This window comes from Nonomuraea deserti, assembly GCF_004348685.1.
Lineage (GTDB): Bacteria > Actinomycetota > Actinomycetes > Streptosporangiales > Streptosporangiaceae > Nonomuraea > Nonomuraea deserti.
Genome location: NZ_SMKO01000088.1, coordinates 1 through 25773, shown reverse-complemented (window position 1 = coordinate 25773; position 25773 = coordinate 1). Strand labels below are relative to the sequence as shown.

General features: G+C 70.0%; 22 protein-coding genes. 11 read left to right on the top strand and 11 right to left on the bottom strand.

Annotated elements, in window-relative coordinates; all coding sequences use genetic code 11:
* Nucleotides 1-3: 3 nt before the first annotated feature.
* From glpK to E1292_RS27865, 3 genes are all read right to left on the bottom strand, one after another.
* Nucleotides 4-1521 carry a glycerol kinase GlpK gene (glpK, locus tag E1292_RS27875; RefSeq protein ID WP_132598174.1) on the bottom strand — a complete coding sequence of 506 codons (1518 nt, stop codon included), beginning with the start codon at nucleotides 1519-1521 and terminating at the stop codon, nucleotides 4-6.
* Nucleotide 1522: 1 nt separating this feature from the next.
* Nucleotides 1523-2350, bottom strand: a complete 828-nt coding sequence (locus E1292_RS27870) for an MIP/aquaporin family protein (protein WP_132598173.1) — start codon at nucleotides 2348-2350, stop codon at nucleotides 1523-1525.
* Nucleotides 2351-2488: 138 nt separating this feature from the next.
* Complete coding sequence (locus tag E1292_RS27865; RefSeq protein WP_132598172.1) at nucleotides 2489-2938, bottom strand: GNAT family N-acetyltransferase; 450 nt, start codon at nucleotides 2936-2938, stop codon at nucleotides 2489-2491.
* Nucleotides 2939-3179: 241 nt separating this feature from the next.
* On the opposite strand from E1292_RS27865, the gene E1292_RS27860 reads away from it, so the two are divergent.
* On the top strand, nucleotides 3180-5300 hold the full coding sequence (locus E1292_RS27860; RefSeq protein ID WP_246090375.1) for an ATP-binding protein: 2121 nt from the start codon (nucleotides 3180-3182) through the stop codon (nucleotides 5298-5300).
* A 9-nt stretch (nucleotides 5301-5309) separates the two neighbouring features.
* On the opposite strand, the gene E1292_RS27855 is transcribed toward E1292_RS27860, so the two are convergent.
* Complete coding sequence (locus E1292_RS27855) at nucleotides 5310-6209, bottom strand: terpene synthase family protein (protein ID WP_132598171.1); 900 nt, start codon at nucleotides 6207-6209, stop codon at nucleotides 5310-5312.
* 213 nt (nucleotides 6210-6422) lie between these two features.
* Nucleotides 6423-6779, bottom strand: a complete 357-nt coding sequence (locus E1292_RS27850; protein ID WP_246090374.1) for an ankyrin repeat domain-containing protein — start codon at nucleotides 6777-6779, stop codon at nucleotides 6423-6425.
* A 94-nt stretch (nucleotides 6780-6873) separates the two neighbouring features.
* Here E1292_RS27850 and E1292_RS27845 point away from each other — a divergent pair, with 94 nt between their 5' ends.
* Nucleotides 6874-7773 (top strand): proteasome assembly chaperone family protein, encoded by a 900-nt coding sequence (locus tag E1292_RS27845; protein ID WP_132598170.1) that lies wholly within the window; start codon nucleotides 6874-6876, stop codon nucleotides 7771-7773.
* A gap of 43 nt (nucleotides 7774-7816) precedes the next feature.
* Entirely contained in the window at nucleotides 7817-8857 is a 1041-nt protein-coding gene (locus E1292_RS27840) for a Gfo/Idh/MocA family oxidoreductase (protein WP_132598169.1), read from the top strand.
* 78 nt (nucleotides 8858-8935) lie between these two features.
* Here the strand turns inward: E1292_RS27840 and E1292_RS27835 are convergent, their stop codons facing one another.
* Nucleotides 8936-9718, bottom strand: coding sequence for a tyrosine-protein phosphatase (locus tag E1292_RS27835; protein ID WP_342775699.1), 783 nt, complete (start codon nucleotides 9716-9718; stop codon nucleotides 8936-8938).
* A 168-nt stretch (nucleotides 9719-9886) separates the two neighbouring features.
* Between E1292_RS27835 and E1292_RS27830 the strand changes: the two genes are divergently transcribed.
* Nucleotides 9887-10663 carry a hypothetical protein gene (locus tag E1292_RS27830; RefSeq protein WP_132598167.1) on the top strand — a complete coding sequence of 259 codons (777 nt, stop codon included), beginning with the start codon at nucleotides 9887-9889 and terminating at the stop codon, nucleotides 10661-10663.
* 75 nt (nucleotides 10664-10738) lie between these two features.
* On the opposite strand, the gene E1292_RS27825 is transcribed toward E1292_RS27830, so the two are convergent.
* The gene (locus E1292_RS27825; RefSeq protein WP_246090373.1) at nucleotides 10739-12844 is read right to left on the bottom strand and encodes a M6 family metalloprotease domain-containing protein; all 2106 of its coding nucleotides are present in this window, start codon (nucleotides 12842-12844) and stop codon (nucleotides 10739-10741) included.
* 158 nt (nucleotides 12845-13002) lie between these two features.
* Here E1292_RS27825 and E1292_RS27820 point away from each other — a divergent pair, with 158 nt between their 5' ends.
* Nucleotides 13003-14031, top strand: coding sequence for an amidohydrolase family protein (locus E1292_RS27820; protein WP_132598166.1), 1029 nt, complete (start codon nucleotides 13003-13005; stop codon nucleotides 14029-14031).
* A gap of 8 nt (nucleotides 14032-14039) precedes the next feature.
* Here E1292_RS27820 and E1292_RS27815 read toward each other — a convergent pair whose 3' ends face one another.
* Nucleotides 14040-14459: a MarR family winged helix-turn-helix transcriptional regulator gene (locus tag E1292_RS27815; RefSeq protein ID WP_132598165.1), complete on the bottom strand. Its 420-nt coding sequence runs from the start codon at nucleotides 14457-14459 to the stop codon at nucleotides 14040-14042.
* 64 nt (nucleotides 14460-14523) lie between these two features.
* Between E1292_RS27815 and E1292_RS27810 the strand changes: the two genes are divergently transcribed.
* From E1292_RS27810 to E1292_RS27790, 5 genes are all read left to right on the top strand, one after another.
* Entirely contained in the window at nucleotides 14524-16263 is a 1740-nt protein-coding gene (locus tag E1292_RS27810; RefSeq protein WP_132598164.1) for an ABC transporter ATP-binding protein, read from the top strand.
* A gap of 105 nt (nucleotides 16264-16368) precedes the next feature.
* Nucleotides 16369-17622: an MFS transporter gene (locus E1292_RS27805; protein ID WP_132598163.1), complete on the top strand. Its 1254-nt coding sequence runs from the start codon at nucleotides 16369-16371 to the stop codon at nucleotides 17620-17622.
* A gap of 112 nt (nucleotides 17623-17734) precedes the next feature.
* Nucleotides 17735-18166 (top strand): Hsp20/alpha crystallin family protein, encoded by a 432-nt coding sequence (locus E1292_RS27800; RefSeq protein ID WP_132598162.1) that lies wholly within the window; start codon nucleotides 17735-17737, stop codon nucleotides 18164-18166.
* A gap of 56 nt (nucleotides 18167-18222) precedes the next feature.
* Complete coding sequence (locus E1292_RS27795; protein ID WP_132598161.1) at nucleotides 18223-18537, top strand: MerR family transcriptional regulator; 315 nt, start codon at nucleotides 18223-18225, stop codon at nucleotides 18535-18537.
* A 70-nt stretch (nucleotides 18538-18607) separates the two neighbouring features.
* A complete protein-coding gene (locus E1292_RS27790) occupies nucleotides 18608-18931 on the top strand; it encodes a DUF5709 domain-containing protein (protein WP_132598160.1) in 324 nt (107 codons plus the stop codon).
* A gap of 33 nt (nucleotides 18932-18964) precedes the next feature.
* On the opposite strand, the gene E1292_RS27785 is transcribed toward E1292_RS27790, so the two are convergent.
* The 3 genes from E1292_RS27785 to ppgK all read right to left on the bottom strand — a co-directional run bounded on the left by E1292_RS27785 (nucleotide 18965) and on the right by ppgK (nucleotide 24513).
* Nucleotides 18965-19618: an HAD family hydrolase gene (locus E1292_RS27785; RefSeq protein ID WP_132598159.1), complete on the bottom strand. Its 654-nt coding sequence runs from the start codon at nucleotides 19616-19618 to the stop codon at nucleotides 18965-18967.
* 111 nt (nucleotides 19619-19729) lie between these two features.
* Complete coding sequence (hrpA, locus tag E1292_RS27780) at nucleotides 19730-23623, bottom strand: ATP-dependent RNA helicase HrpA (protein WP_132598158.1); 3894 nt, start codon at nucleotides 23621-23623, stop codon at nucleotides 19730-19732.
* A gap of 170 nt (nucleotides 23624-23793) precedes the next feature.
* The gene (gene ppgK, locus E1292_RS27775; RefSeq protein ID WP_132598157.1) at nucleotides 23794-24513 is read right to left on the bottom strand and encodes a polyphosphate--glucose phosphotransferase; all 720 of its coding nucleotides are present in this window, start codon (nucleotides 24511-24513) and stop codon (nucleotides 23794-23796) included.
* 120 nt (nucleotides 24514-24633) lie between these two features.
* On the opposite strand from ppgK, the gene E1292_RS27770 reads away from it, so the two are divergent.
* The gene (locus tag E1292_RS27770) at nucleotides 24634-25755 is read left to right on the top strand and encodes a TIGR03118 family protein (protein WP_132598156.1); all 1122 of its coding nucleotides are present in this window, start codon (nucleotides 24634-24636) and stop codon (nucleotides 25753-25755) included.
* Nucleotides 25756-25773 lie beyond the last annotated feature (18 nt).

Sequence of the window (25773 nt, the reverse complement as noted above, 5' to 3'; positions counted from 1 at the left end):
TCGTCAGCTGGTTTCGGCCCAGTCGAAGGCCTTGGTCACGGCCTTCTTCCAGCCCGCGTACCCCTTCTCGCGCTGCTCCTCGTTCCAGCCGGGCTCCCAGCGGCGGTCCTCCGCCCAGTGGGCGCGCAGCTCGTCGGTGTCCTGCCAGAAGCCCACCGCGAGCCCCGCGGCGTAGGCGGCGCCGAGCGCGGTGGTTTCGGCGACGACCGGCCGGCTGACCGGCACGCCGAGGATGTCCGACTGGAGCTGCATGCACAGGTCGTTGGCCGTGACGCCGCCGTCCACCCGCAGCACGTCGAGGACCACGCCGGAGTCCTGCTGCATGGCCTCCACCACGTCCCTGCTCTGGTAGCAGATGGCCTCCAGCGTGGCGCGGGCGAGGTGGGCGTCGTTGTTGAAGCGCGACATGCCGACGATGGCGCCGCGGGCGTCGGCCCGCCAGTAGGGCGCGAACAGGCCGGAGAAGGCCGGCACGAAGTACATGCCTCCCGAGTCCTCCACCTGCCTGGCCAGGGTCTCGCTCTGCGGCGCCGAGGTGATGACGTGCAGCTGGTCACGCAGCCACTGCACCGCCGAGCCCGTCACGGCGATCGAGCCTTCGAGCGCGAACACGGCGGGCTGGTCGCCGAACTTGTAGGCGACCGTGGTGAGCAGCCCGCTCTGCGAGCGCACCCGTTCGGTGCCGGTGTTGAGCAGCAGGAAGTTGCCGGTGCCGTAGGTGTTCTTGGCCTCGCCCGGCGAGAAGCAGACCTGCCCGACGGTGGCGGCCTGCTGGTCGCCCAGGATCGCGGTGATCGGCACCTCCCCCGCGGCCGGTCCGAACGGGGTCGTGACGCCGTAGGCGGCGGGATCGGACGACGGCCGGATCTCCGGCAACATCTGGCGCGGGATGCCGAAGAAGGACAGGAGCTCGTCGTCCCAGTCGAGGGTGTCCAGGTCCATGAGCATCGTCCGGCTGGCGTTGGTCACGTCGGTGGCGTGCACGCCGCCGTCGACGCCCCCGGTCAGGTTCCACAACGTCCAGGTGTCGGTGTTGCCGAAGACGGCCTCGCCCCGGTCGACCGCCTCGCGGACGCCGTCCACGTTCTCCAGGATCCACTGGATCTTGCCGCCGGAGAAGTAGGCGTCCGGGTGCAGCCCCGTCCGGTCGCGGATGACCTGGCCGCGGCCGTCGCGCTCCAGCGCGGCGGCGATCTTGTCGGTGCGCGTGTCCTGCCAGACGATCGCGTTGTAGTAGGGACGGCCGGTGCGCCGGTTCCACACGATTGTGGTCTCGCGCTGGTTCGTGATGCCCAGCGCCGCCAGGTCGCTCGGCTGCAGTCCGGCGCGCTGGAGGGTGCTCTGGATGACGGCCGCGGTCCGCGTCCTGATCTCGATGGGGTTGTGCTCGACCCAGCCCGCCCTGGGCAGGATCTGCTCGTGTTCGAGCTGGAACTTGGCGACCTCGCCACCGTCGTGATTGAAGATCATGAAGCGGGTGCTCGTCGTGCCCTGGTCTACCGCCCCGACGAAATCGGGCATGTCATTCTCCTTCGCGTTTGTCAGGGTCCGCCGGTCTGACGATGTCACGATCTTCGGGCCGCGGCAGGAACCTGGAGATGAGCGCCTGGTAGAGGCCCGCGCCGATGAGGCCGCCGATCAGGGGACCGATGATGGGCACCCAGAAGTACAGGTCGCCGTGCTGATCTCGCCACGCGTCGTGGTAACCGGTGAGGAAGCTCGCCAGGCGCGGCCCGAAGTCGCGCGCGGGGTTGATCGCGTATCCGGCGTTGGTGCCGAACGACATGCCGATCGCGACGACGATCAGGCCGATGACGAAGGGCCCCATGTTGGCGTTGGGCGCCATGTTCCTCGTGTCGATCAGCGCGAAGACGAGGAAGAGCAGGATCGCGGTGCCGATGATCTGGTCGCGGAACCCGCCCCACATGTCCACCGGCAGGGTGCCGTTGCCCGGCAGGGTCGAGAAGACGATCTGGGTCTTGAGCGTGTGCCCGGGGTCCGCCATCGTCAGGATCTCGGTGAAGTTCCAGCGGACCAGCAGGGCGGCGACGAAGGCCCCAGCGGTCTGCGCGAGCGCGTACGGCAGGACCTTCCACCACGGGAAGCCCTGGAAGGCGGCGAACCCCAGCGTGACCGCGGGGTTGATGTGCGCGCCCGAGGTCCTGGCCGCGGTGTAGACGCCGAGCACCACCCCGAGCCCCCAGGCCCAGGCGATGCTGTCGTGGTCGCCGACCTCCGCGGCGACGACCGAGGCGACCACGCCGCAGCCGAACAGAATGAGCACCGCTGTCCCGGCGAACTCGGCGATCAGCTCGCCGGCCAGCCCTCTGCGGTCGAGACGCCCGGCCACGGCCATCCCCTTCCTCTCGTGTACCCGTTGTGTGCCATTCCCGTAATCAGGCGATGCATACGGGCTGTATATGACACATAACAGTAAGTGAGGAAACGGGAATGGCCTGGGCGGACGCGCGGGAGGCGCGGTCCCTGGTCAGAGCGTGCGTACGAAGGTGACCAGGCGCGTGCCCGGACCGTTGTAGTCGGGGACGGGGTTGCCGACCTCGAAGCCCATACGACGGTGGAAGGCGATGGAGCGCTCATTGACCGGCGCGGTGATGGCCCTGACGACGTGCCGGCCGTGGTCGCGGGCGATGCCGAAGAACCGTTCGTACATCGAGCGGGCGACCCCGCTCCCCCTCGCGCCGGGCACGACGCCGACGAAGTGGATGTACGCCTCGCCGGGCTGCGACGGCGAGACGAAGCCGATCAGGAACCCCGCCATGCCCCCGGAGCCCTCGGCGATCAGGCTGGTCCGGTGGAAATGGTCGAGGAACAACCTGGGCAGCGCGGGCAGGACCGGCCGCCCCCACCAGTCATCGACGACGGCCGCGATGGCGTCGTAGTCGCCGGGGGTGGCGGCGCGCAGCGCGTGTCCTGTCATGTGCTGATTCGCAGGCTAGCCCCAGTGCGGCGGCCTGTTGTCGAGATAGAACGCGTCAGGGTCGTCGGAGCGCCACTCGCCCCAGCCCTCGTCCGTGTCGTCCGCCGTCTGCTCAGGTAGGAAATCTTTCACACCCAACATGCTACCTAGGCGTACAAACCCCTACCCAGCGTGTCCACCGGCTCCAAGACAGGCGGCAGGCACGGCGGTACGATGCGAGAGCAGGTGTCGCCTACCCCCCGTGAGGCTGCCCATGGCCACCCCGACAGGCTGGCGGCGAGAAGGCAATCTGCCGGCGGAGCTCACCAGCTTCATCGGCCGCACGCGCCTGCTCGCCAACCTCAAACGGCACCTCGCCGAGTCGCGCCTGGTGACCGTCACGGGCATCGGCGGGGTCGGCAAGTCGCGCACGGTGCTGCGGCTGGCGCATCAGGTGCGCGCCCACTATCCCGACGGCGTGTGGTTCGCCGACCTGGCCAGGCTGCAGGACGCGGGCATGGTCAAGCACACGATCTCCTCCGCCCTCGGCATCGCCGACCAGTCCTCGCGGGCGGAGTCCGAGTCGTTGTCGGAATGGGTGGGCGAGCGCGACATGCTGCTCATCATCGACACGTGCGAGCATCTGGTGCAGGGGTGCGCCGAGCTGGTGCACGAGCTGCTGGAGGCCGCGCCCAACCTGAAGGTGCTGGCCACCAGCCGGCAGTCGCTGCACCTGCCGTACGAGCACGTGGTGCCCGTGCCGCCGCTGCAGGTGCCCGGCGACGACCCCGCCGAGAGCCTGTTCACCAACGAGTCGGTGCAGCTGTTCGCGGTCAGGGCCGGGGCCAGCGTGCCCGACTTCCAGCTCGACGAGGACAACATCGAGGCCGTGGCCGAGCTCTGCCGGCGGCTCGACGGCATCCCCCTGGCCATCGAGCTGGCCGCGGTGCGGCTGCGGGCCCTTTCGGTGGAGCAGATCCTCGGCCTGCTGACCGACCGCTTCAGCCTGCTGGCCGGGGCGAGCCGCACGGCCCTGCCCCGCCACCAGACGCTGCGGGCGGCCATCGGCTGGAGCCACGAGCTGTGCGAGCCGGCCGAGCGCCTGCTGTGGGCGCGGCTGTCGGTCTTCGCCGGCGACTTCGAGCTCGACGCGGCCCGGTTCGTCTGCTCCGACGGGCGGCTGCCGTCGGAGGACATCACGGACCTGGTCACCGGGCTGGTGGAGAAGTCGATCCTGCTGATCAGAAGCAACCACGCCGGCGTCCGGTACAAACTGATCGACACCCTCGCCGAATACGGCGAGGAGTGGCTCGAGAAGCTCGGGCAGGCCGAGCAGCTGCGGCGACGGCATCTGGACTATTACCTGAGCCTGGCCCAGCGCGGCGAGGACGCCTGGTCAGGGCCACGGCAGATCTACTGGTTCGTCCGCATGCGCCAGGAGCACGACAACGTCAGGGTGGCGCTGGAATACGCCCTCAAGACCCCGGGCAAGGAACCGCTGGCGCTGCTCCTGCTGTCGTCGTTGTGGTTCATGTGGGTCTGCTGCGGGTTCGCCCGCGAAGGACGCCTCTACCTGGAGCGGGCACTCGAGGCCAACCCCAGCCCGAGCAAGGAACGCTGCAAGGCGCTCTGGGTGCTCTCGTACATCCGCAATTCTCAGGGCGACAGCGTCGGCGGGCAGTCGGCCGCGGAGACGTGCAGCACCGAGGCCATCCAGGTGGGTGACTCCCGGGCGGTGATCCTGGCCTCCAAGATGCAGGGCACGGCGGCGATGCTCCAGGGCGACATGCCGAAGGCCAGCGCGCTCCTGGGTGTGGCGATCGAGTTCAACACCGACAACAAGGAGCTCAACCCCGGCCTGCTGCCCGCCATCGTCGAGTTGTCCATCGTCCTGACCGCGCAGGGCGAGTTCTACGAGGCCGAGTCCTTGCTGCAGGACTGCCTGCAGGTCTGCAAGGAGCGCGGCGAGCTCTGGGTGAGCTCCCATGCGCAGTGGGCGCTGGCGGGCGCCAGACTCGCGACCAACCGCCCCCAGGAGGCCCTGCACAACGTCAGGGAAGGGCTGCGCATCAAGCTGCACTTCCACGACACCCTCGGCACCCTGCTGGCCCTGGAGTCATCGGCGCGGATCTTCGTGGCGCTCGACCGGTTGCCGCTGGCCGCACACCTGCTGGGTGCGCTGCAGCAGAACTGGAAGTCGGCCGGGCTGCCGCAGTTGGGCGCACCGTTCCTGTCCGCCGACCATAACGCGTGCGTCAGAGAGTGCTCACGCCGGATGGGCGAGCTCGCCTACAAGAACGCCTTCGAGGAGGGCGCCCGACTCGACCTCGATGAGGCATCGGCGATGGCGCTGGGCGAGTTGGTCGCCCTCGAGGAAGGCTGACACCGCGGCTCAGACGGCCTGCGGCCAGCGGGTGTCGTCGGGCCAGGCGTTCACGAACCGTGCGCTGCCGAACGAGAACTCGATGTGGCCGCGGACCCAGTGTTCGAGGCCGCGCACATAGTCGAGCACCGGCGGCGGTGCCCATCTCTCCAGCGCCGCGCGCCGCTCGACGAACGCCGCGATGGCCTCGCCGTGCATCCTGGCGACCTCCTGCAGCGCGTCCTGCAGGAGGAGCGACTTGTGGGCGGCCAGCACGGTCACGAGGTTGTGCCGGGCCTTGTCGGCGCGGTGCTCCTTGGCATAGGACAGCAGGTCGTTGTCCCAGCCGACGAGGTCGCACGCCAGGTCCGAGAGCGCGCGCACATCGGGGTGATACCAGTCCTCGGTCTCGATCCGATAGCCGCCGCCGATGTCGATGAGCGCGAAGCAGGTGTACGTGGCGCCGGTGGTGCGGCGCATCAGGAGGTAATCCGCGGGGACCGGGATCAGATCGGCCTCACGGTTCGCAGCCTCCCAGATCTGGGCGAAAAGGTATTCCTTCACCGCGCTCCGCCACCGTTCCACCTGTTCGGGAGTGGCCATGGCGGAGATCCGGTCCAGTAGCCCCCTGAGGGCGAGGCCGAACGGGTCGCCGGGCTCCGGGGTACGGTCCTCGTCGAGGCTCTCCAGGAGCGACGGCAGGGCGCGGGCGACGGCTGCGGCCCGATGGCCCGTGAGCTCACTCTCGCAGAACCCGTCGTCGAAGGCCCAGAGCCAGAAGTACCAGTCGGTGATCAACCGGAGACTCTCGCGCGGCACCGTGGGGTTGGTCCGCGCGGGGAGGAGGCCGAGTTCGGAGCGTCTGAAGTGCTCGGCGGTCTCGGCGCTGGGGAGCATGTTGGAGGCGACCAGCCATGCGTGGCTCTCCAAGCCGACCTCCGCGACATGCACGTTGATCTCACTTGGGAACGGACATGGCAGCGGAGGGATGTGGAGGGGTCGCCTGCTGAAGCAATGCGCAGAAGTATCCACGTCATCCAGCATGACGATGGACCGCTAAAAAGACCACACTTGGTAACATCTGTGCCTTTTCTGCATATTTCATGCTATGTACCGCTTTGCGCGAACCAGCGAAGACACTGTTCATTCGCGAACATTCGCGCGGTGCCCAGAGCGGAGGGCTGACCCGGCGCACAGGTCGGCGCTCGCGTCGAGGAACGCTCTGACCACGGCCGATTCCTTTCTGAAAACGGGGTCCGCATGCGGCGTCTGACCGCGGTCAATGGCGCGGTCGGGCTCGGCGCCTCTTGTGACGAGCATCGTGACGGTCTCGGCGTGACCGTAATAAGCCGCCGGCATCAGCAAAGTGTCACCTTTGCCGTTGGTCAGGTCGGCCGGCACCCGAGCCCCGACGTACGCGCGCAGCGTCTCCGTGTCGCCCGCCCTGGCCATGTCGAACAGCTCCGTGGTGAACCCCTGGGCCTCCGGGTCCCCGTCCATGCATGCCGTTCTGCCTCGATAGGGTGCCGTGCACGGAATCGTTCGGTCCCGCCGTAGGTTCTGGAGAGAGTACCTAGGGAAAGGCTGTCCAACCGTGTTCGACCCGAAGGATCTCTACAAGCTCGCAGACGACGCGCCCGAGCTGCCCGATCCGGTGTTGCTGTACCACTTCGACGGTTTCGTCGACGCTGGCGGTGCCGGACGTCTCGCGCTGGGCCACCTGCTGGCCGAGCTGGAGCACCGGGTCGTGGCGACGTTCGACGTCGACCGTCTGCTCGACTACCGGTCGCGGCGGCCCATCATGACCTTCGACACCGACCGCTGGGTCGAGTGCGAGAACCCCGAGCTGGCCGTTCATGCGGCGAAAGACTCGACGGGGACGCAGTTTCTGGTGATGAGCGGGCCCGAGCCCGACAGGGAGTGGGAGCTTTTCACCAAGGCGGTGGGCGAGCTGGTGGCGCGGCTGAAGGTGAGCAAGATGGTGACCATGCACGGGATCCCGATGGCGGTCCCGCACACGCGCCCGCTGGGCGTCACGATGCATGCCAGCCGGCCCGAGCTGATCAACGCGCAGACGAGCGCGTTCGGGCGTGTCCAGGTGCCCGGCAGCGTCGCCGCGCTGCTGGAGCTGCGGCTGGGCGCGCAGGGCAACGACGCGCTGGGCTACGCGGTGCACGTGCCGCACTATCTGGCGCAGGCCGAATACCCGACCGCCGCCGTCACCGCGCTGGAGGCCGTGACGAAGGGGACGGGGCTGGTGTTCCCGACGGAGGCGCTGCGCGAGGCGGCCCGCCGTACGAACACCGAGATCGAGGAGCAGATCCAGGCGTCGGCCGAGCTGTCCACCGCCATCAAAGGGCTGGAGCAGCAGTACGACGCGTTCGCGGAGGGCACCGAGCGGGAGAACCTCATGGCCGAGACGACGCCCATGCCCACGGGTGACGAGCTCGCCGCCCAGTTCGAGCGTTTCCTGGCCGAGCGCGACGACGAATGACCCGTACCCCTGGCAGGGGATCTTCCGGCGATACGCTGGGGTGATGAGCGACATCCGGGTCGGGCTGGTCGGCTACGGCACCGCCGGGGCCTTCTTTCATGCCCCGCTGATCCACGCCACCCCCGGCCTGGCGCTGGCGGCCGTCGTCACGCGAAACCCCGGCCGGCAGGCGGAGGTGGCCGCGAAGTACGGCGCGACCGGCGTGGGTGACGTGGACGCGTTGTGGGACCGGTGCGACCTGGTGGTGGTCGCCTCCCCCAACAGGACCCACGTGTCCACGGCCACCGCCGCGCTCGCCCGCGGCCTGCCCGTCGTCGTCGACAAGCCGCTGGCCAGGACCGCCGGGGAGGGGCGGGAGCTGGTGCGCCTGGCCAAGGAGCGCGGCCTCATGCTGGCCGTGTTCCACAACCGCCGCTGGGACGGCGACTTCCGCACCGTGCGCCGGCTGGCCGGCGAGGGGCGGCTGGGCGAGGTGCTGCGGTTCGAGTCGAGGTTCGAGCGGTGGCGGCCGGAGCCCAAGGGCGGCTGGCGGGAGGCCGGCGGGCCCGACGAGGTGGGCGGTCTCCTCTACGACCTGGGCAGCCATCTCGTCGACCAGGCCCTGCAACTGCTCGGCCCGGCCACGCAGGTCTACTGCGAGAGCGATGTCAGGCGCGCAGGGATGGCCGCCGACGACGACACGTTCGTGGCGCTGGCACACGCCGGAGGGGCCCGCTCGCATCTCTGGATGAGCTCGATGGCCGCAAGGTCCGGGCCCCGGTTCCGGGTGCTGGGGTCGGTGGGCGCCTTCGTCAAATACGGGATGGACGTCCAGGAGGAGCGGCTGCGGGCCGGCGCCGCGCCCGGCACGCCCGGGTTCGGGGACGACGAGGAGTCACGCTGGGGGCAGCTCGGCACCGAGCACGGCCACCGCACCGTGCTGACCGAGCCGGGCGCCTACCTCGACTTCTACCGAGGTGTGGAGGCGGCGCTGCGCGAGGGCGCGGCGCCGCCCGTCGACCCGGAGAGCGCGGTCGACACCCTGGCCGTCATCGAGGCGGCCCGCCTGTCGGCCACGCAGGGGGTCGTCGTCCACCTGAGCTGACAGCCGCAGGAGATCGTCGTCCACCAGAGCTGACAGCCGCAGGGGATCGTCGTCCACCAGAGCTGACGGCGGGCGCCGTCAGTCGCGCAGGCGGGAGCGCATGGCCTCGGTGTCGGCGCCGGTCCAGCCGTGCCCGGCCAGCCATTCGAGCGGCCCGCCGAAACGGTCGTCGAGCACGCCGAAGAACTGCTCGATGTACCCGGCCCGCGGCATGTGGTCGTCGGCGGGGCGCGAGTCGAGGTCGCCGCGGTAGGTGTCGCTGCCGCGCAGCCGCTTGAGTATGAGCTCCAGCCGCTCACCCGTGGCCACGTAGTCCTCGACGATCGCCTCCCTGGTCGCCCCCGCCACCTCCAGGGCGAGCGCCGACAGCACGCCGGTGCGGTCCTTGCCCGCCGCGCAGTGCACCAGCGACGCGCCGTCGTCGAGCGCCATCGCGCGCAGCGCGTCGAGCACGGCGTCCGGCCGGTCGCGCAGGTAGCCGAAGTAGAAGCCGGTCACCCGCAGCTCCTCGTCCAGCCCTCGCTCCGCCCACGGCAGCACCCGCTCCCCGTCGATGGCGTCGGCCTCGACGTCGGTGTGCCGGCCTCCCTCGGCGAACAGGGTCAGATGGTGGTGCCGCACCTCGGGCACCCGCGTCAGCGGCCCGGGGCCCTCCAGTGCAACCTCCGCGTTCGAACGGAGATCGACCACGTGCCGCAGGCCCAGCTCGTCCACGAGCAGCGTCACGTCGCCGGGTGTGAGCCCCTGCAGGTTGTCGGCACGGTAAATTCGCCCGCGACGGGTGCGCCCGCCGTCACGGGTGGGCAGTCCGCCCAGGTCACGCGCGTTGACCGCGCCTTCCAGGTCTATCCACCTCGTCATCTCGTCCATTATTGCGACCCTATATGTCCGCCATGATGAGCAGAATCGCCGTTCATAACGCAGCATGAACATATGGATCCACGAGCTCTGCCTCCACGGCTGGTGATCGATCCAACGCTGCCCCCGGCGATCTCGAGCGAGCTGCGGTCGAGCCCGCACCTTCTCCGGATGGCTCGATCCGGCCGGCAGCTGGACACCACGCGCCATCCCGCCCTGATCTTCCTGCTGCCCGGCTTCCTGCTGGCGCTCTCCCTGCTGTCCAGATCACCGTTGTTGTTCCTGGCGGGCACCGGCGTGGGAATGATCGTGTTGTTCCGCTGGATGGCTCAGGACACCTACAACAGATCGGCCAGGCGGAAGCTCCGCGCCGCCCGAACCCACGCCGACCGCTACGTCCTGCCGGAGGATCTCGACCACCCGTGCCAGATGCTGCTGCGCAGGGCGCAGCACGCCGCAGAGTCCGTCCTCAACTCCCGGGTCCACGCGGCGGGCCTGATCGACACGGTCGACAACCAGGTGTCGCTGCCGGAGGAGGTCTGGCAGATCGCGCACCGGCTGCGGCGGTTGTCGTCCATGCACGCCGAGCAGGGCAGGATCATCCCCCGCGAGCTGCCGTCCGGCATGGAGGACGCGTTCAAGCCCTACACGAAGGCGCTCGACGCCGCGTGGACGTCGCTGTCACGGCGCGTACGCCACCTGGAGAAGTACGCCAAGCAGGTGCGCAAGGCGGACAAGGCCTACTCCGCCCATCGGCGGCTGGAGGCCCTGGCCGCCAGGACCCCCGAATACCAGGCCCTGATCGCCGACACCGTGCGCGACGAGATGGCGCACGAGCGCATCAGGGAGCTGACCGACCATGCGGCGCACGTGCGCAAGATGTTCGAGGAGAGCATCCTGCAGGCGAGGCAGGCGGCCGGCGAGCTGATCAGGAGCCCGCTCGGCTGAGCCGGCCGCGAGGGCCCTCGCGGGTGCTTCGAGCCGATGGGGTACGGCCTGCGCAGGCCGTACCCCATCGGTCGTCTAGAGGCCGATCACGTGACAGGTGGCCGTCACCGTCTTGCCGGGATCGCTCTCCGAGGTGGCGGTGAGCTTGACCTTGCCCAGCCGGACGCCGCCGGACTCGCGCACGGCGTTGACGGTGACGAGTTCGTGCTTGCCGAACCCGACGGAGGCCAGGGCGTTCGGCAGCTGGACGGTCCAGCCCTTGCCCTGCACCTCGGCCTTGAGCCGGTAGACGTCGGCGTTCAGGTAGGCGCTGACGTCCTCGGGGTGCTGTCCCTGCGCCGGGGCGGCCCTGCCGGTGTTGAACAGCGGGAACTTGCAGGTGGACAGGTTCTTGCCGGTGGGGATGCCGGCCGCGGGCAGCACCTTGACGCCGCGCCGCTGCGGCCCGGGGCCGTCGAGCGAGCGGATCGCGACCGTGTACGACAGGGTGCCGTCGCGGCCGCGCTTGAGGTCGGTGACGTAGAAGTGCAGGCGGTTGGCCTCGTCGACGTACTCGTACTCGCTGCCGGAGTCGGTGCCGGCGTGGAAGAGGGCGTCGGAGAGCTGGCGGTAGTCACCGATCGTGATGGGCACCTTGGTCCCGTCGGGCATGACGTAGTCGGTCATGCCGATGTCCTGCGGGTTGGCGTCGATCACCCATTCGAACGGCGCCCGGTCCTCGTTCTTGGTCTTGGCCAGCAGAACGCCGGAGTCGGGGGTGAACGAGTCGGAGCCCATGCGGTCCACGACCTCGACCGTGTAGTTCTCGTAGCCGCCGCCGTCGCAGAGCGGGTCGGTCCGCGTGTCACAGGCCGGGCTCTTGTCGCCGGTGTCGAAGGTGAGGTTGACGCCCGACAGGTCGTTCTTGCCCGGCTGGACCGCGCGGGCCCGAATCTCGGCGGTGACCAGGCCCGACTCGTCGAGCGCCTCGCGTGACAGGCGTAGCACGTTCCGCTCGTCGATCATCTCCAGCTTGATCTTGTTGCGGAGCATGTGCTGGGCGCCCATGGAGGCGCCGGCGGTGGGCGGGATCAGCCAGCGCGAGTGCGGGCCGCCGGGCCCGTTGAAGCTGCCGCGACTCAGCATCTCCCACACGCCCGTGTACGCCCTGCGCGGCGGCACGCCGTACGGGTTGTTGTAGTTGTCGCCGATGCCCATGATGTGGCTCAGCTCGTGGGCGTAGACGGCCATGCCGGAGCTCTCGGCCTGCACCGAGTCGATGCCGAAGCGGGCGTTGGGCCAGAAGGTGGAGCCGGCCTGCCATGAGGTCCAGTCGACGTAGCGGGTGTCGACCCAGTTGGGCAGCGCGGCGTCCGGCGGGCCCCACTCGTCGGGCACGTCCTCCTTTGTCGGGAATTTCATCATCCCGAACTCCTGCCAGGTGGACGACTCGTCCTGGCCGGCGCTGAGGTAGAAGACGAAGTCGAACTGCTCGGCCGCCTCCTGCCCGACGTCGGCGATCCAGGCGGCGTTGCCCTCGGTGCGCAGGTTCTTGTCGCACGAGTCGCCCGCGGGGCACCCGGTGCCGCCCTGGAACTCCATGGCGTACTCGTGGTCCTTGCCCGACATCGTGTAGGGGCCGAACCCGGTCAGCTCCACGCCGTACCTGCCGCCCGAGTCCTCCATCCAGTACTCGTGGATGGTGTGCCCCTTGTTGAGCTTGTTCGGGGTGTTGAGGAAGTCCTGGTAGAACGTCGCCACCTGGTCTCGGGGGATGTCGTGGGCCTCGGCGCTCGGGTTTCCGAAGATCGTCGAGCCCTGGGGCTGGGTCGCCACGAACGGCTGGTTGGGATAGTCGAGCAGCACGAGCGCGCCCTTGAAGGTGCGCTTCGACCCCTTGACGGAGGGGTCGGCCCAGTTGGTGCCGGGCGGCTTCTTGTAGTCCGCCCACGTCATGTGGTCGGGATTCTTCCAGTTCTGCGGGTCGATGGGCTTGAGGCCGCCGGGCAGGCGGGTGCGCAGGGCCTGGGCGTCGTCGGGTGCGTCGACCTGCCAGGGCTGCGTCTGCGGCCAGTGGTCCTGCCGCCAGGGATGCTCGGGATCGGTGGGGGGCGCTGCGGAAGCAGGGGTCGCCATGAGGCTCACCGGGATCATCACGATGACCGCGGGTAAACCCTTCAGCAGCTTCTTCAGGGCGTTCACGGCTTGACGGTATAGAGGTAATTGTCGGAGATCAACGATCAGGCGGCGGGAAGCCGGACAACTTCGCCGACCTAGCCATTCGCCCCGTTCATCGCGATTGCGGGCATATCCTGCCTTCACGTTTAATGCCTAGAGGGGAAGTCTCGACGGGAGTCCTGATGCCGTCTGCCAAGCGTGCCGGTCCAGCTCTGGGCAGGCGCGCTCCCGGGCCCGTCGTCCTCCATTCCGCCCCGCTCGTCCTGCCCGTCAGCACCGTCCCCATCCGCGACGGCGCCGTGGCGATCAGGGGCGAGCGGGTGCTCGCGGTCGGTACGCGAGCCGACCTGCTCGCTTCGTACCCCTCCGCGGAGGAGCTCCGGTGGCCGGGGATGATCGTGGCGGGGCTGGTCGACGCCTGCTCCGCCGTGCCGCCGGACGCCCCGGGAGTGACCGCGCGGGGCGGCGTGCTCTCCGACCTGGCTGACTGCCCGGCGCTGCCCGGCATCTCGTACGTCGAGGTGACCAGCGCCGGCGAGGAGGAGTGGGAGGAACACGACCGGGACGCGGTCATCACCGCCATCCGCGAGGCGGACCGGCCCCGCGTGGTGGGGATCGCCGCCCACGCGCGCGACCCGCAGGTGCTGGAGGACGTGGCCGTGCTGGCCAGGACGTTCGGGCTGCGGCTGCTGGTCCGCCTGGACCGCCACTCCCCCGCGGAGCTTGACGAGGCCGGAGTGCTCGGCCCGCTGTGCCACGTCGCGAGCGGCAGGTCGCTGGACCCGGGCGAGCGCAAGCTGCTGCGGCTGCGCAGGACCGTCGTGGCGCTCTGCCCGCCGGAGCCGCCGCAGGTGCAGGACGCGCTGGCCCTGCTGGACGAGGGCAACACCGTCGCCTTCGGCAGCCGCGGGCCGGCCGGCACGCCGCCGACCGGCCCGCTGGGGCTGGCCGGGGCGATCAGGCGCCACGCGCGGGAGCTCAGGCTGCGGCCCAAGGAGCTCGACCGCCGGCTGGTCGAGGCCGCCACGCTGGGCGGCGCCAGAGCACTGGGCATGGACCGCGGCCGGGGCAGGATCGGGTCGCTGGCCGCCGGCACCCGTGCCGACTTCGCCGTCTTCGACGCCCGCGGGCGTTACCCGTACGCGGCCCTGCTCTCCCAGCCGCCCTGCCTCGCCACCGTCGTCGGCGGCGTGCTCACCCGCGGGGCCTGACAGCCGGCTCACCTGAACTGGGCGTCCACCAGGCTCAGCAGCCCTCGCAGCTGCTCGCGCTGCTCCTCGGAGAGCACCGCGAACAGCTCCCCGCCCGCCTGCCTGCGCGCGTCGCGCGCCCGCGCGGCGAGGTCGCGCCCCTCCGGGGTGATCACGACCAGCGTGGAGCGGCGGTTGGCCGGATCGACCTGCCGGCGCGCCAGCCCCGCCTCCTCCAGCGCGTCGACGACGGGCGTGAGCGAGCGCGGCACGATCCGCAGCTCCTCGGCGAGCCGCACCATCCGCAGCGGCCGCTCGGCGTCGTCCAGCACCCGCAGCGCCCGCGCCTGCCCGGGGCTGAGTCCGAGCGGCTCGAGCAGGCGCGCATAGCCATGCCGGAACCGCCTGCCGACCAGCTGGAAGAGCTCCGTGAGCTCCATGTCTGCCATGCCGGAAAGCTTAGCCGGAACAAATATGAGCTAACCTCTGTTTGAGCGGGCATCAGAAAGGAGAATGCACGTGGCGGACGAACCACGCGCGCCGCTCGGGCGCATCGCCGGGCTGTTCAGCGCCTATCGCGGCCGCCTCGCCCTGGTGGGCCTGCTCATCCTGCTGTCCTCCCTGGTCTCGCTGGCCTCGCCGTTCCTGCTGCGCGAGGTGCTCGACGTGGCCATCCCGTCGAGGGACACCGGCCTGCTCGCGCTGCTGGCGCTCGGCATGATCCTCGTGGCGGTCGCGACCAGCGTCTTCGACGTGGTGCAGACGCTGATCTCGACCACGGTCGGCCAGCGGGTGATGCACGACCTGCGCCTCGCGGTCTACGGGCACCTGCAGCGCATGTCGCTGGCGTTCTTCACCCGCACCAGGACCGGCGAGGTGCAGTCGCGCATCGCCAACGACATCGGCGGCATGCAGGCCGTGGTCACCTCGACCGCCGGCTCCATCATCTCCAACCTCACCACCGTGATCGCCACCGTCGTCGCGATGCTCGCGCTCGACTGGCGGCTGACGGCGATCTCGCTCCTGCTGCTGCCGGTCTTCGTGTGGATCAGCCGCAGGGTCGGCGCGGAGCGCAAGCGCATCACCGCCGAGCGGCAGCGCAAGCTGGCCGGCATCGCCTCCATGGTGCAGGAGTCGCTGTCGATCAGCGGCATCCTGCTCGGCCGCACCATGGGCCGCTCGGCCCAGCTCACCGATCGTTTCGGCAAGGCCTCCGACGAGCTGGCCGAGCTCGGCGTACGGACCGGCATGGCCGGGCGCTGGCGGCAGTCGTCGATCCAGATCGTCATGGCCGCCATGCCGGCGATGATCTACTGGGCCGTGGGGCACACCGGCGCCATCTCGGTGGGCACGCTGGTGGCGTTCACGACGTTGCAGACCCGCCTGTTCCGCCCGGCGGTGTCGCTGCTGCGGCTGGGCGTCGAGGTGCAGAGCTCGCTGGCGCTGTTCGGGCGGATCTTCGAGTACCTGGACCTGCCGGTGGACATCCATCCCGGCACGCGCACGCTCGGCGACGTGCGCGGCGAGGTCCGGTTCGAGAACGTCGACTTCTCCTATGGCGACGCGCCCGCGCTCGCCGGCGTCGACATCACCGTCCCGGCCGGCTCCACCCTGGCCGTCGTCGGCGAGACCGGCTCGGGCAAGACCACCCTGAGCTACCTGCTGCCCAGGCTCTACGACGTCACCGGCGGCCGGGTCACGATCGACGGGGCAGACGTACGGGAGCTGACGTTCGAGACGCTGAGCGACGTGGTGGGCGTGGTGTCGCAGGAGACGCACCTGTTCCACGCCACGATCGCCGACAACCTGCGCTTCGCCCGGCCGTCCGCCACGGAGGAGGAACTGGAGGAGGCCGCGCGGGCGGCCCGCATCCACGACCACGTCACCGCCCTGCCCGACGGCTACGACACGCTCGTCGGCGAGCGCGGCTACCGGTTCTCCGGCGGCGAGAAGCAGCGCCTGGCCATCGCCCGCACGTTGCTGCGCGACCCGCCGGTGCTCGTCCTCGACGAGGCGACCAGCGCTCTGGACACGCGGACGGAGCGGGCCGTGCAGGAGGCGCTCGACGCCCTGGCCCGGGGGCGCACCACGATCACGATCGCCCACCGCCTGTCCACGGTCCGCGACGCTGACCAGATCGTCGTGCTCGACCACGGCCGCGTCGTCGAGCGCGGCACCCACGAGGAGCTGATGGCCCGCGCCGGCCACTATGCCGCGCTCGTCAGCCGGGATCATCCGCTGAAACTCACCTAAACCGCTTGAAACCCGTGTCTTGCCTCACATTCCGGGCTGATCGGAATCCGTTTCCTGGAGCGCCGTGTTTGATCCCGCGGTGCATCGTCAAGGCAAGGATCGGTCGTGTCTCCCTCCTCCCCCACGTTCAGGGCTCTGCGTCATCACAACTACCGGCTCTGGGCGGGAGCCGACATCGTCTCCGTGACCGGCACGTGGATGCAGGTGCTCGGCGTCAACTGGCTCGTCCTCACGCTGACGGGCTCGGCGACGAGCGTCGGGCTGAGCCTCGTCATGCAGGCGCTGCCGACCCTGCTGCTGGGCATGTGGGGCGGGGCGCTGGCCGACCGCCTGCCGGGCCGGCCCGTGGTGATCGTCGCGCAGCTCGCGCACGCGGCGCTCGCGGCCGTGCTGGCCATGATCGCCCTGACGGGTGTCGAGTCCGTACTGCCGATCTACGGGGTGGCGCTGGCCGGCGGCGTGGTCACCGCGCTGGGCGGGCCCGCGCTCGGCCGTTTCGGCGCCCAGGTGGTGCCGCCGGCCGACCTGCCGAACGCGATGGCGCTCGGCTCGATCCTCAGCTCCGCCGGCCGCATCCTGGGCATGAGCCTGGCGGGCGCGCTGCTCCCGTTCACCGGCAACGGCGGGCTCTTCGTGATCAACGCGGCCAGCTTCTTCGTGGTGATCGCGGCGGTGGCGGCCATGCGCCGGGCGGAGCTGCACCCGCTGGCCACCGCCGAGCGGCAGCCCGGCGCCGTACGCGACGGGCTGCGGTACGTGCTGCGCACGCCATGGCTGCTCGTGGTGCTGGCGCTCTGGTTCGTCTCGGGGAGCGTCGGCCGCAACTTCCAGGTCACCATGGCCGCCATGAGCGCCGGCCCGCTGGACGCGGGCGCCGGCGGGTACGGGCTGCTGTCCACCGTGTTCGCCGTCGGCACGGTGCTCGGCGGCTTCGTGGCCGCCTCCCGGCCTCACCTGACGATCCGGCTGCTGCTGCTCACGGCGTTCGTGACCGGGGTCGCGCAGGCGGTGAGCGGGCTGATGCCGGGTTTGTGGACGTTCGCGGCCATGATGTTGCCGATCGCGGCGGGTGCGGTGACCGTCGACACCACCGTCTCGGCGCGGGCGCAACTCGACAGCCCCGAGCCCATGCGCGGCCGGATCATCGCGGCGCTGTCCATCGTCAGCGCCGGGGCGGGCGCGCTCGGCGGGCCGCTGCTGGGCTGGCTCAGCGACGCCATGGGGCCGAGGGTCGCCCTGGAGATCGGCGGGGTGGCCTGCGTGGCGGCGACGCTGTTCGCGGCGGTGGCGCTGGCCCGGCTGTCCGGCCGGACGATCAGGCAGGCCGCCGGGCTGCGGCCACGCCTGGAGAACGCCTGACCGTCCAGGGAAGAAGTCCACTGCCCCTCTTGCCTGTAGCCGTTGATGGAGCTAACTTGTAACCGAAGTTTGAGGTTAGCTCCATCAGGAGAAGCAGCGAGGAGGTTAGAAAATGCTCTTGACCTCGATTGACCCGTTCTTCCAGGAGTTCGAGCGGCAGTTCAGCCGCCTGGCAAACCAGACCTTCGACAGCGGCAGCGCCGTGATGCCCATGGACGGGCTGCGCCGCGACGACGACGTGCTGCTCCGCTTCGACCTCCCCGGCATCGACCCCGACTCCATCGAGGTCACGATCGACCGCGGGGTGCTGAGCGTGAGCGCCCGCCGCGAGGAGGAGGTCGCGGAGAACGAGCGGCTGTTCGTCCGCGAACGCCCGATGGGCACCTTCACCCGTCGGGTCTACCTGTCCGAGCACCTCGACAGCGAGGAGATCGACGCGGGCTACGCCAACGGCGTGCTCACCGTCCGCATCCCGGTGCTCGAGCGGGCCAGGCCACGCAAGGTGGAGATCCGGCGAGGTGAGACCAGGGCCATCAAGGCCTGACGCGCGGTCCGGGGGCGGGCTCCCCGGCCCGTCCCCGGATCACGAGGAGGGCCACGATGGCAGAACTTCCCCTTGACGACGAACACGCGCCTCTCTACTCCCTCGGGCAGGTGGCCGAGATGCTCCAGGTCCAGCACGCCTTCCTGCGGCGGCTCGACCAGCACGACGTCATCAGCCCGAGCCGTTCGAGCGGCGGGCAGCGGCGCTATTCCCGCCGCGACATCCTGATCGTCCGGCACGTCACCCGCATGACGGCAGAGGGCATGACGCTCATCGCCATCCGCCGGATCCTGGAGCTCGAACGCGAGCTCGCCGACGTGCGCCGGGAGCTCGACCAGGCCCGCGCCCGGCTGAACGGCGAGCAGCAGTGACCCGGTGAGCCGCCCTCCCGGCCGGTCCGCATAGGAGGGTTCCGGACCGCTCGCTGGGTAGGGGGCCGGTATGACCGAACAACCTCCGGACCGGTACGGCTACGCCGATGAGCAGGAGATCGAGGTCGAGGAGTGGACCGACGACCTCGGCCTCCACCACGAGGTCGCCGAGGACGACCCCCGGCACAGGGACACGCTCGACGAGCGGCTGCGGCGGGAGGCGCCGTCCCGGCTCCACGAGCCCCGGCCCAAGCACCGGCTGACCCAGCCGGACGAGGGGCTCGGACCCGACACGGACGACGAGGAACTCGGTGCGGACCAGGGCGGCGACACGGATGACCTCTCGGCGGAGGAGCGGGCCGTACGCATCTATCCCGACGAGAACCTCCCCTGAGGGGAAGTGCCGCCGCGCGTCCGCCGGGGGCTTTCAGGTGAGAGCGTCCAGCGCGGGCAGCAGGGCGTGCAGGTCGCCGGCGATCACGTCGGCCGCGCCGGCCTGGGGGCGCTCGGCGTGCAGGTAGCCCCATGGGCCCCGCTTCAGCAGCGCGGTCCGCATGCCCGCCGCCCTGGCCGGCAGCACGTCGTTGTCGAGCCGGTCACCCACGTAGAGGATCGCGGCGGGCTCGTGGCCCGCGACGGCGGCGACCTTGGCGAAGAATCCGGGCTCCGGCTTGGAGACGCCCCACCCCTCGGAGGTGTGCACGGAATCCGCCGGCAGGTCCAGGGCGACCAGCGCGTCGTAGGCCCGTTCCGGCTGGTTGCCCGCGATGATCACCTGGTATCCGGCCGCCCGGATGGCCGCCAGGGCCTCGCGCACGTCGGGGTAGAGGTCGCCGGCGTCGAAGGTGTTGCGCATGCCATGGGGGTCGTCGCGCTCCCACGCGGCTTCCTCCCTGGCGAGGTCGAAGCCGGGGCGTACGAGCTCGAAGGCGTCACTGTGCGGACGGTCCAGCGCGGCCATCCCGCCGAGCGCGCCCATCAGCGTGAACGCGCTCACTCCCAGCCGCTCGGCCCAGCGCGACCAGATGCGCGTCTCGCTGATCAGCGTCTCACCGACGTCGAACACCACAGTTTTGATCATTAATCCCCCTTTTTCACCACATATGTCCGGGCATGGGCACGGACAACACCAAAGGGGATTTTTACACGAAACCGGAGCGGCTCGCGGACCCCGAGCCCGACGCCTCGATGATCAGGCGGTGAGCTTCTCCATCGCCTTGGCGATGCGTTTCTCCGACACCGGGGTGGGTGTGCCGAGCGTCTGGGCGAAGAAGCTCACCCGCAGCTCCTCGATCATCCACCCGATCTCCGCGACGTCAGGGTCCCCGCGCCGGGCCGGGTGGAGCTTCTGCCGCAGGTCGTGATAGTCGTCCTCGACCTTGTGCACCCGATCCATCCACTCCCGGTCACGCCACGGATCCTCGGGGAGCTTCGTGAGCCGGCGGTCGATCGCGCGGAGATAGCGCAGGACGTCAGGCAGCCGCCGGTGGCCCGTGGCGGTGACGAACCCCGGATGGACGAGCCTGCCGAGCTGGTCGCGCACGTCGTCCGTCGCCGCGCTCGGCTGCAGCGCGTCGAGCCGGGCGCCCGCCGCGTGCCAGACGCTCAGGATCTGCTCCACCTTCCCCAGCACGTCGGCCGAGGTGTCATAGAGGTGGGCCCGCACGTGCTGGTAGAGGCGGTCGAAGGCCACCGGGTCCCAGGCCGGGCCGCCCACGTCGAGCATGAGCTTGTCGACGGCCGCGTCGACCACGTCGTCGAACAACGCCACCGCCCCGCCGTGCGGGCTGCGCGACAGGGCCAGCTTGGCCTGGTTGGACAGGCCGCCGAGCAGCGACTTGGCCGGGTTGGTGACGTTGAGCAGGAGCAGGCGGCGTACACCGGGCCAGTGGGAGCGGCGCTGCTCCACCTCCGTCTCGAAGATCTTGATGGAGACCGAGTCGCCCGCGTCGACCAGCGCCGGATAACCCTTCATCCGGCCCTGCTCGAACACCTTGGGCAACGTGCCGAAGCTCCAGGTGTGCAGGCCCGTCTGCTCCAGGTCGTCGCCCGCCTGCGACAACGTCCGGCGCAGGCGCGGCGCGAGGCGGCGCTTCAGCGCGTCGAGGTCCTTGTCCTCGGCCACCGTGCGCCTGCGCTCGTCGATCACCCGGTAGGTGATGCGCAGGTGGTCGGGCACCTGGTCGAGCTGCCAGGCGTCGTGCGGCACCCGGATGCCGGTCAGGCGCAGCAGCTCGCGCTCCACGGCCTCCAGCAGCGGCTCGCCGCCCGGCTCGACCCCCTCCAGCACCTGCCTTGCGTAGTTGGGGGCGGGCACGAAGTTGCGGCGCAGGTTTTTCGGCAACGACCTGATCAGCGCGGTGATCAGGTCTTCGCGCAGGCCGGGGATCTGCCAGTCGAAGCCGTCGGAGCTGACCTGGTTGAGCACCTGGAGCGGCACGTGCACGGTCACGCCGTCGGCACCCTCTTCGGCATCCGAGCCCGGCGCGAACCGATAGGTCAGCTTCATGCGCTGGCCGAGCTGGCGCCAGGTGTCGGGGTAGTCGCGGGTGCTGATGTCGGCGCCCTCGTTGACCAGCATCTCCTGCGAGAACGTGAGCAGGTCGGGCTGCTCGTGCCTGGCCTTCTTCCACCAGGAGTCGAAGTGGCGGGCCGAGACGACGTCAGCGGGCACCCGCTGGTCGTAGAAGTCGAACAGCGCCTCGTCGTCCACCAGGATGTCGCGGCGCCTGGCGCGGTTCTCCAGCTCCTCGACCTCTCCGAGCAGCCGGCGGTTGTCCTTCAGGAAACGGTGGTGGGTGTCCCAGTCGCCCTCGACGAGCGCGTGCCGGATGAACAGCTCGCGCGACAGGTCGGGGTCGATGCGGCCGTAGTTGACCTTGCGGCCGACGACCAGAGGCACACCGTAGAGAGTGACCTTCTCCAGGGCGATGACGGCGCCCTGGTTCTTCTCCCAGTGGGGCTCGGAGTAGGTGCGCTTGACGAGGTGCTGGGCGAGCGGCTCGACCCAGCCTGGCTCGATCTTGGCGTTGACGCGCGCCCACAGGCGGGAGGTCTCGACCAGTTCGGCCGACATGAGCCACTGCGGCTGCTTCTTGGCCAGTGTCGAGCCGGGGAAGACGGCGAAGCGGGCGTTGCGGGCGCCGAGGTATTCCTGGATCGGCCTGCGGCCGTCCTGGCCGCGTTTCTCCATGACGTCCTTGACGCCGATGTGCGACAGGAGCCCGACGAGCAACGACGCGTGCACCTGCTGGGGGTCGGCGGGCCGGCTGTTGGGCTGGGCCCCGAGCGCCTGGCGGAGCTGGCTGTAGATGTCCTGCCACTCGCGCACCCGCAGGTAGTTGAGGAACTCCGCCTTGCACAGCCGCCGGAACGCGCTGGACGACAGCTCCTTCTGCTTGTCGCGCAGGTAGTGCCAGAGGTTGAGGTAGGCCATGAAGTCGGAGTCGGGGTCGGCGAAGCGGCGGTGCTTCTCGTCGGCCTGCTGCTGCTTGTCGGCGGGCCGTTCGCGTGGGTCCTGGATCGACAGGGCGGCGGCGATCACCATGACCTCGCGCAGGCAGCCGTTCTTCTCCGCCTCCAGCACCATGCGGCCCAGCCGGGGGTCGACGGGCAGACCGGCCAGCTTGCGGCCGATGGGCGTGAGCTTGCCGTGGGCGTCGAACGCGCCCAGCTCGTGCAGCAGGTTGACGCCGTCCTTCACCTGGCGGCGGTCGGGCGGCTCGACGAAGGGGAACGCCTCGATGTCGCCCAGCCCGATCGAGGTCATCTGCAGGATGACCGAGGCGAGGTTGGTGCGCAGGATCTCGGGGTCGGTGAACTCGGACCGGTTGAGGAAGTCGTCTTCCTCGTAGAGGCGGATGCAGATGCCGTCGGAGGTGCGGCCCGAGCGGCCCTTGCGCTGGTTGGCGCTGGCCTGCGAGATGGCCTCGATCGGCAGGCGCTGCACCTTGGTGCGGTGGCTGTAGCGGGAGATGCGGGCGTAGCCGGGGTCGACGACGTATTTGATGCCGGGGACCGTGAGCGAGGTCTCGGCCACGTTGGTGGCCAGCACGACGCGGCGGCCGGTGTGGCGCTGGAAGACACGATGCTGCTCGGCGGCGCTCAGCCGGGCGTAGAGCGGCAGGATCTCGGTGCCCGTGAACTCCGCCTTGGCCAGGGCGTCGGCGGCGTCGCGGATCTCCCGCTCGCCCGACAGGAACACCAGGATGTCGCCGGGGCCCTCGCCGATCAGCTCTCTGCAGGCGTCGACGATGCCCTGCGTCTGGTCGTCGTCATCGTCGAGCGGGCGGTAGCGCACCTCGACCGGGTAGGTGCGGCCGGAGACCTCGATGATCGGCGCGTCGTCGAAGTGGCGGGAGAAGCGCTCGGGGTCGATCGTCGCGCTGGTGATGACGACCTTGAGGTCGGGGCGCTTGGGCAGCAGCTGTTTCAGGTAGCCGAGAATGAAGTCGATGTTGAGGCTGCGTTCGTGGGCCTCGTCGATGATGAGGGTGTCGTACTGGTCGAGCATGCGGTCGTGTTGCAGCTCGGCCAGCAGGATGCCGTCGGTCATCAGCTTGACCAGGGTGCGGTCACCGGCCTGGTCGGTGAAGCGGACTTTGTAGCCGACCACGTCGCCGAGTTTCTGGCCGTCGCCGGCGCCGAGCTCCTCGGCGATGCGCTCGGCGACCGTGCGCGCGGCGATGCGGCGGGGCTGGGTGTGGCCGATCAGCCCGCGCACGCCCCGCCCCAGCTCGAGGCAGATCTTGGGGATCTGGGTGGTCTTGCCGGAGCCGGTCTCTCCCGCGATGATCACGACCTGGTGGTCGCGGATGGCCGCGAGGATGTCGTCCTTGCGCTGGGAGACCGGCAGGTTCTCCGGATATGTCACTTTCGGTACGGCTTCGCGGCGGCGTACCAGGCGCTGCTCGGCCCGCTCCACGTCGGCGAGGATCTCCGCGACGATCTTGTCACGGGCGTCACGCGAGCGCACCCGGCGCATGCCGTCGAGCCTGCGCCGCAGCCGCCGCTGATCGCGGGGCATGAGGTCGGGCAGGCGGGATTGGAGGTCGGCGAGTGGAGAGGACAACGAAGACGTTCCCATACTGCTTCAAGGATATTTGAGCCCCGCGTCCCCGGAGCCAACCGCCCATGGTGCCCGACCGCGCCGGCCCGCGCATCCCAATATCCCGGCGCGCCTGACGATCGTGCACCGTGACCACGCTGCCCTCCGGGCCCGGCGAAGGAGTTGCGTACGACCGAAGGTGTGGCCGGTCAGCGGGACGCGGCGGCGCGGGCGGCGCCGATGATGCCCGCGTCGTTGCGGAGGGCGGCGGGCGCCACGGGGGTGTCGAGGTGGATGTGCGGGAGGAACTTGTCGGCCTTCTTGCTCACGCCTCCGCCGATCACGATCAGCGAGGGCGTGAACAGCATCTCGACATGCCGGAGATAGTCCTCCACCCGCCCGGCCCACGCCTTCCAACCGAGGTCCCGCTCCTCACGGACCCGCGCCGACGCCCGGTGCTCGGCGTCCTTGCCGCGCAGCTGCAGGTGCCCGAACTCGGTGTTGCGGACGAGCCGCCCGTCGGTGAACAGCGCGCTGCCGATGCCCGTCCCGAACGTCAGCACGAGCACGGTCCCCCGCTGACCCTTGCCCCTGCCGAACGTCATCTCCGCCATGCCCGCCGCGTCGGCGTCGTTCAGCACGGTGGCCCCGCCGAAGAGCGCGGCCGCGTCGACCCCCTCCCAGGAATGGTCGACGTTGGCGGCCGTCAGCACGACGCCGTCCACGACCACGCCGGGAAAGGTGACCCCGACGGGGCCGCTCCAGCCGAAATGCTTGACGATCGACGCGACCGCGTCGGCCACCTCGTCGGGCTTGGAGGGCTGGGGCGTCGGAATGCGCAGGCGCTCCTCCGTCAGCTTGCCGGCTTTCGTGTCGACGGGCGCGCCCTTGATTCCCGAACCGCCGATATCGATGCCCAACACGTTCATGCCTTTTCCTCTCCCCGCGCGATGCGGGAAAACTCCCGCGACGCCATTTCCGGACCTGACTGAACCCGCTCCCCGCCCCCCGCGTATCTCGCGTCACAAGCGCTAACTAGGAGGCAACGGATGCGGCCACGCATCATCACACTCTGCGCTGTTGCGGTCGTTCTGGGAGCGACTCTCACCACTCCCGCACACGCCACCACCAGGACGCGTTTCGACGTCATCAACCTTGTGTCGGACGTCAAGGGCAAAGCCCCTGTCACCGACCCCAAGGTCGTCAACCCGTGGGGCCTGGCCATGGGCAAGACTCTGTGGGTGTCCAACACCGGCACCGGCAGCGCCACCGTCTACTCCGGCACGGGCAAGAAGGAGAAGACCGAGGTGGCCATTCCGGGCGGGGCCCCGACGGGCCAGGTGTTCAACCCCGGCGACGGCTTCACCGTGAAGGGCGAGCCGGCCACGTTCATCTTCTCCAGCCCGAGCGGCGCCATCACCGGCTGGAACGCGGAGGCCGACCCGGGCAACGCGATCATCGGGGCGTTCACCCGCGGCGCCGACTACAAGGGGCTGGAGCTCGTCGAGACCGACGACGGCGCCTTCCTGCTGGCCGCCGACTTCGCCGGCGGGCGCATCCACGCCTTCGACGAGGACTTCGAGCGCATCCGGCTGTCGCGCTGGCAGTTCAGGGACAAGGCGATCCCCTCGACCTACAAGCCCTACAACGTCGCGGTCGTCAACGGCAACATCTGGGTGGCCTACGCCCTGCGCGACAAGACCACGGGCAAGCCCGTGTTCGGCGACGGGAAGGGCTTCGTGAGCCGCTTCGACGGCAACGGGCGCCTCACCGGGCGCATCTCCAGGGTCGGGCTCAACGCCCCCTGGGGACTGACCGCCGCCCCGAAGGGCTGGGGGCAGTACGCCGGAGCGCTGCTGGTCGGCAACTTCGGCGACGGAACCGTGCACGCCTACAAGAGCGGCCGCCACCTGGGCTCCCTTCGCCTGTCGAACGGCAAGCCGATCGTGCTGCCCGGCCTGTGGGACCTCGAACCCGGCACCGCCGCCACCGGCGGCGAGAAGGCCCTGTGGTTCTCCGCCGGCATCGACGGCGCCAAGCACGGCCTCATCGGCGTGATCGCGCCGCAGGGCACGAAGGTGTCCTCGTCGGCCCCATCGAACAACCCGTCGAACGGCTCGTCGGGCAAGCCCGCCACCCGGTCCTCCAAGAGCCCGTACGGCGGGTACTGACCGGGCGCTCCCTCCCCC

Coding starts and splice junctions, on each gene's coding strand:
- E1292_RS27850 (WP_246090374.1), bottom strand. CDS start 6,779: ATGGACGGGGACCCGGAGGCCCAGGGGTTCACCACGGAGCTGTTCGAC.
- glpK (WP_132598174.1), bottom strand. CDS start 1,521: ATGCCCGATTTCGTCGGGGCGGTAGACCAGGGCACGACGAGCACCCGC.
- E1292_RS27840 (WP_132598169.1), top strand. CDS start 7,817: ATGAGCGACATCCGGGTCGGGCTGGTCGGCTACGGCACCGCCGGGGCC.
- E1292_RS27790 (WP_132598160.1), top strand. CDS start 18,608: ATGACCGAACAACCTCCGGACCGGTACGGCTACGCCGATGAGCAGGAG.
- ppgK (WP_132598157.1), bottom strand. CDS start 24,513: ATGAACGTGTTGGGCATCGATATCGGCGGTTCGGGAATCAAGGGCGCG.
- E1292_RS27785 (WP_132598159.1), bottom strand. CDS start 19,618: ATGATCAAAACTGTGGTGTTCGACGTCGGTGAGACGCTGATCAGCGAG.
- E1292_RS27795 (WP_132598161.1), top strand. CDS start 18,223: ATGGCAGAACTTCCCCTTGACGACGAACACGCGCCTCTCTACTCCCTC.
- E1292_RS27815 (WP_132598165.1), bottom strand. CDS start 14,459: ATGGCAGACATGGAGCTCACGGAGCTCTTCCAGCTGGTCGGCAGGCGG.
- E1292_RS27830 (WP_132598167.1), top strand. CDS start 9,887: ATGGCTCGATCCGGCCGGCAGCTGGACACCACGCGCCATCCCGCCCTG.
- E1292_RS27810 (WP_132598164.1), top strand. CDS start 14,524: ATGCACGTGGCGGACGAACCACGCGCGCCGCTCGGGCGCATCGCCGGG.
- E1292_RS27820 (WP_132598166.1), top strand. CDS start 13,003: ATGCCGTCTGCCAAGCGTGCCGGTCCAGCTCTGGGCAGGCGCGCTCCC.
- hrpA (WP_132598158.1), bottom strand. CDS start 23,623: ATGGGAACGTCTTCGTTGTCCTCTCCACTCGCCGACCTCCAATCCCGC.
- E1292_RS27865 (WP_132598172.1), bottom strand. CDS start 2,938: ATGACAGGACACGCGCTGCGCGCCGCCACCCCCGGCGACTACGACGCC.
- E1292_RS27835 (WP_342775699.1), bottom strand. CDS start 9,718: ATGACGAGGTGGATAGACCTGGAAGGCGCGGTCAACGCGCGTGACCTG.
- E1292_RS27800 (WP_132598162.1), top strand. CDS start 17,735: ATGCTCTTGACCTCGATTGACCCGTTCTTCCAGGAGTTCGAGCGGCAG.
- E1292_RS27770 (WP_132598156.1), top strand. CDS start 24,634: ATGCGGCCACGCATCATCACACTCTGCGCTGTTGCGGTCGTTCTGGGA.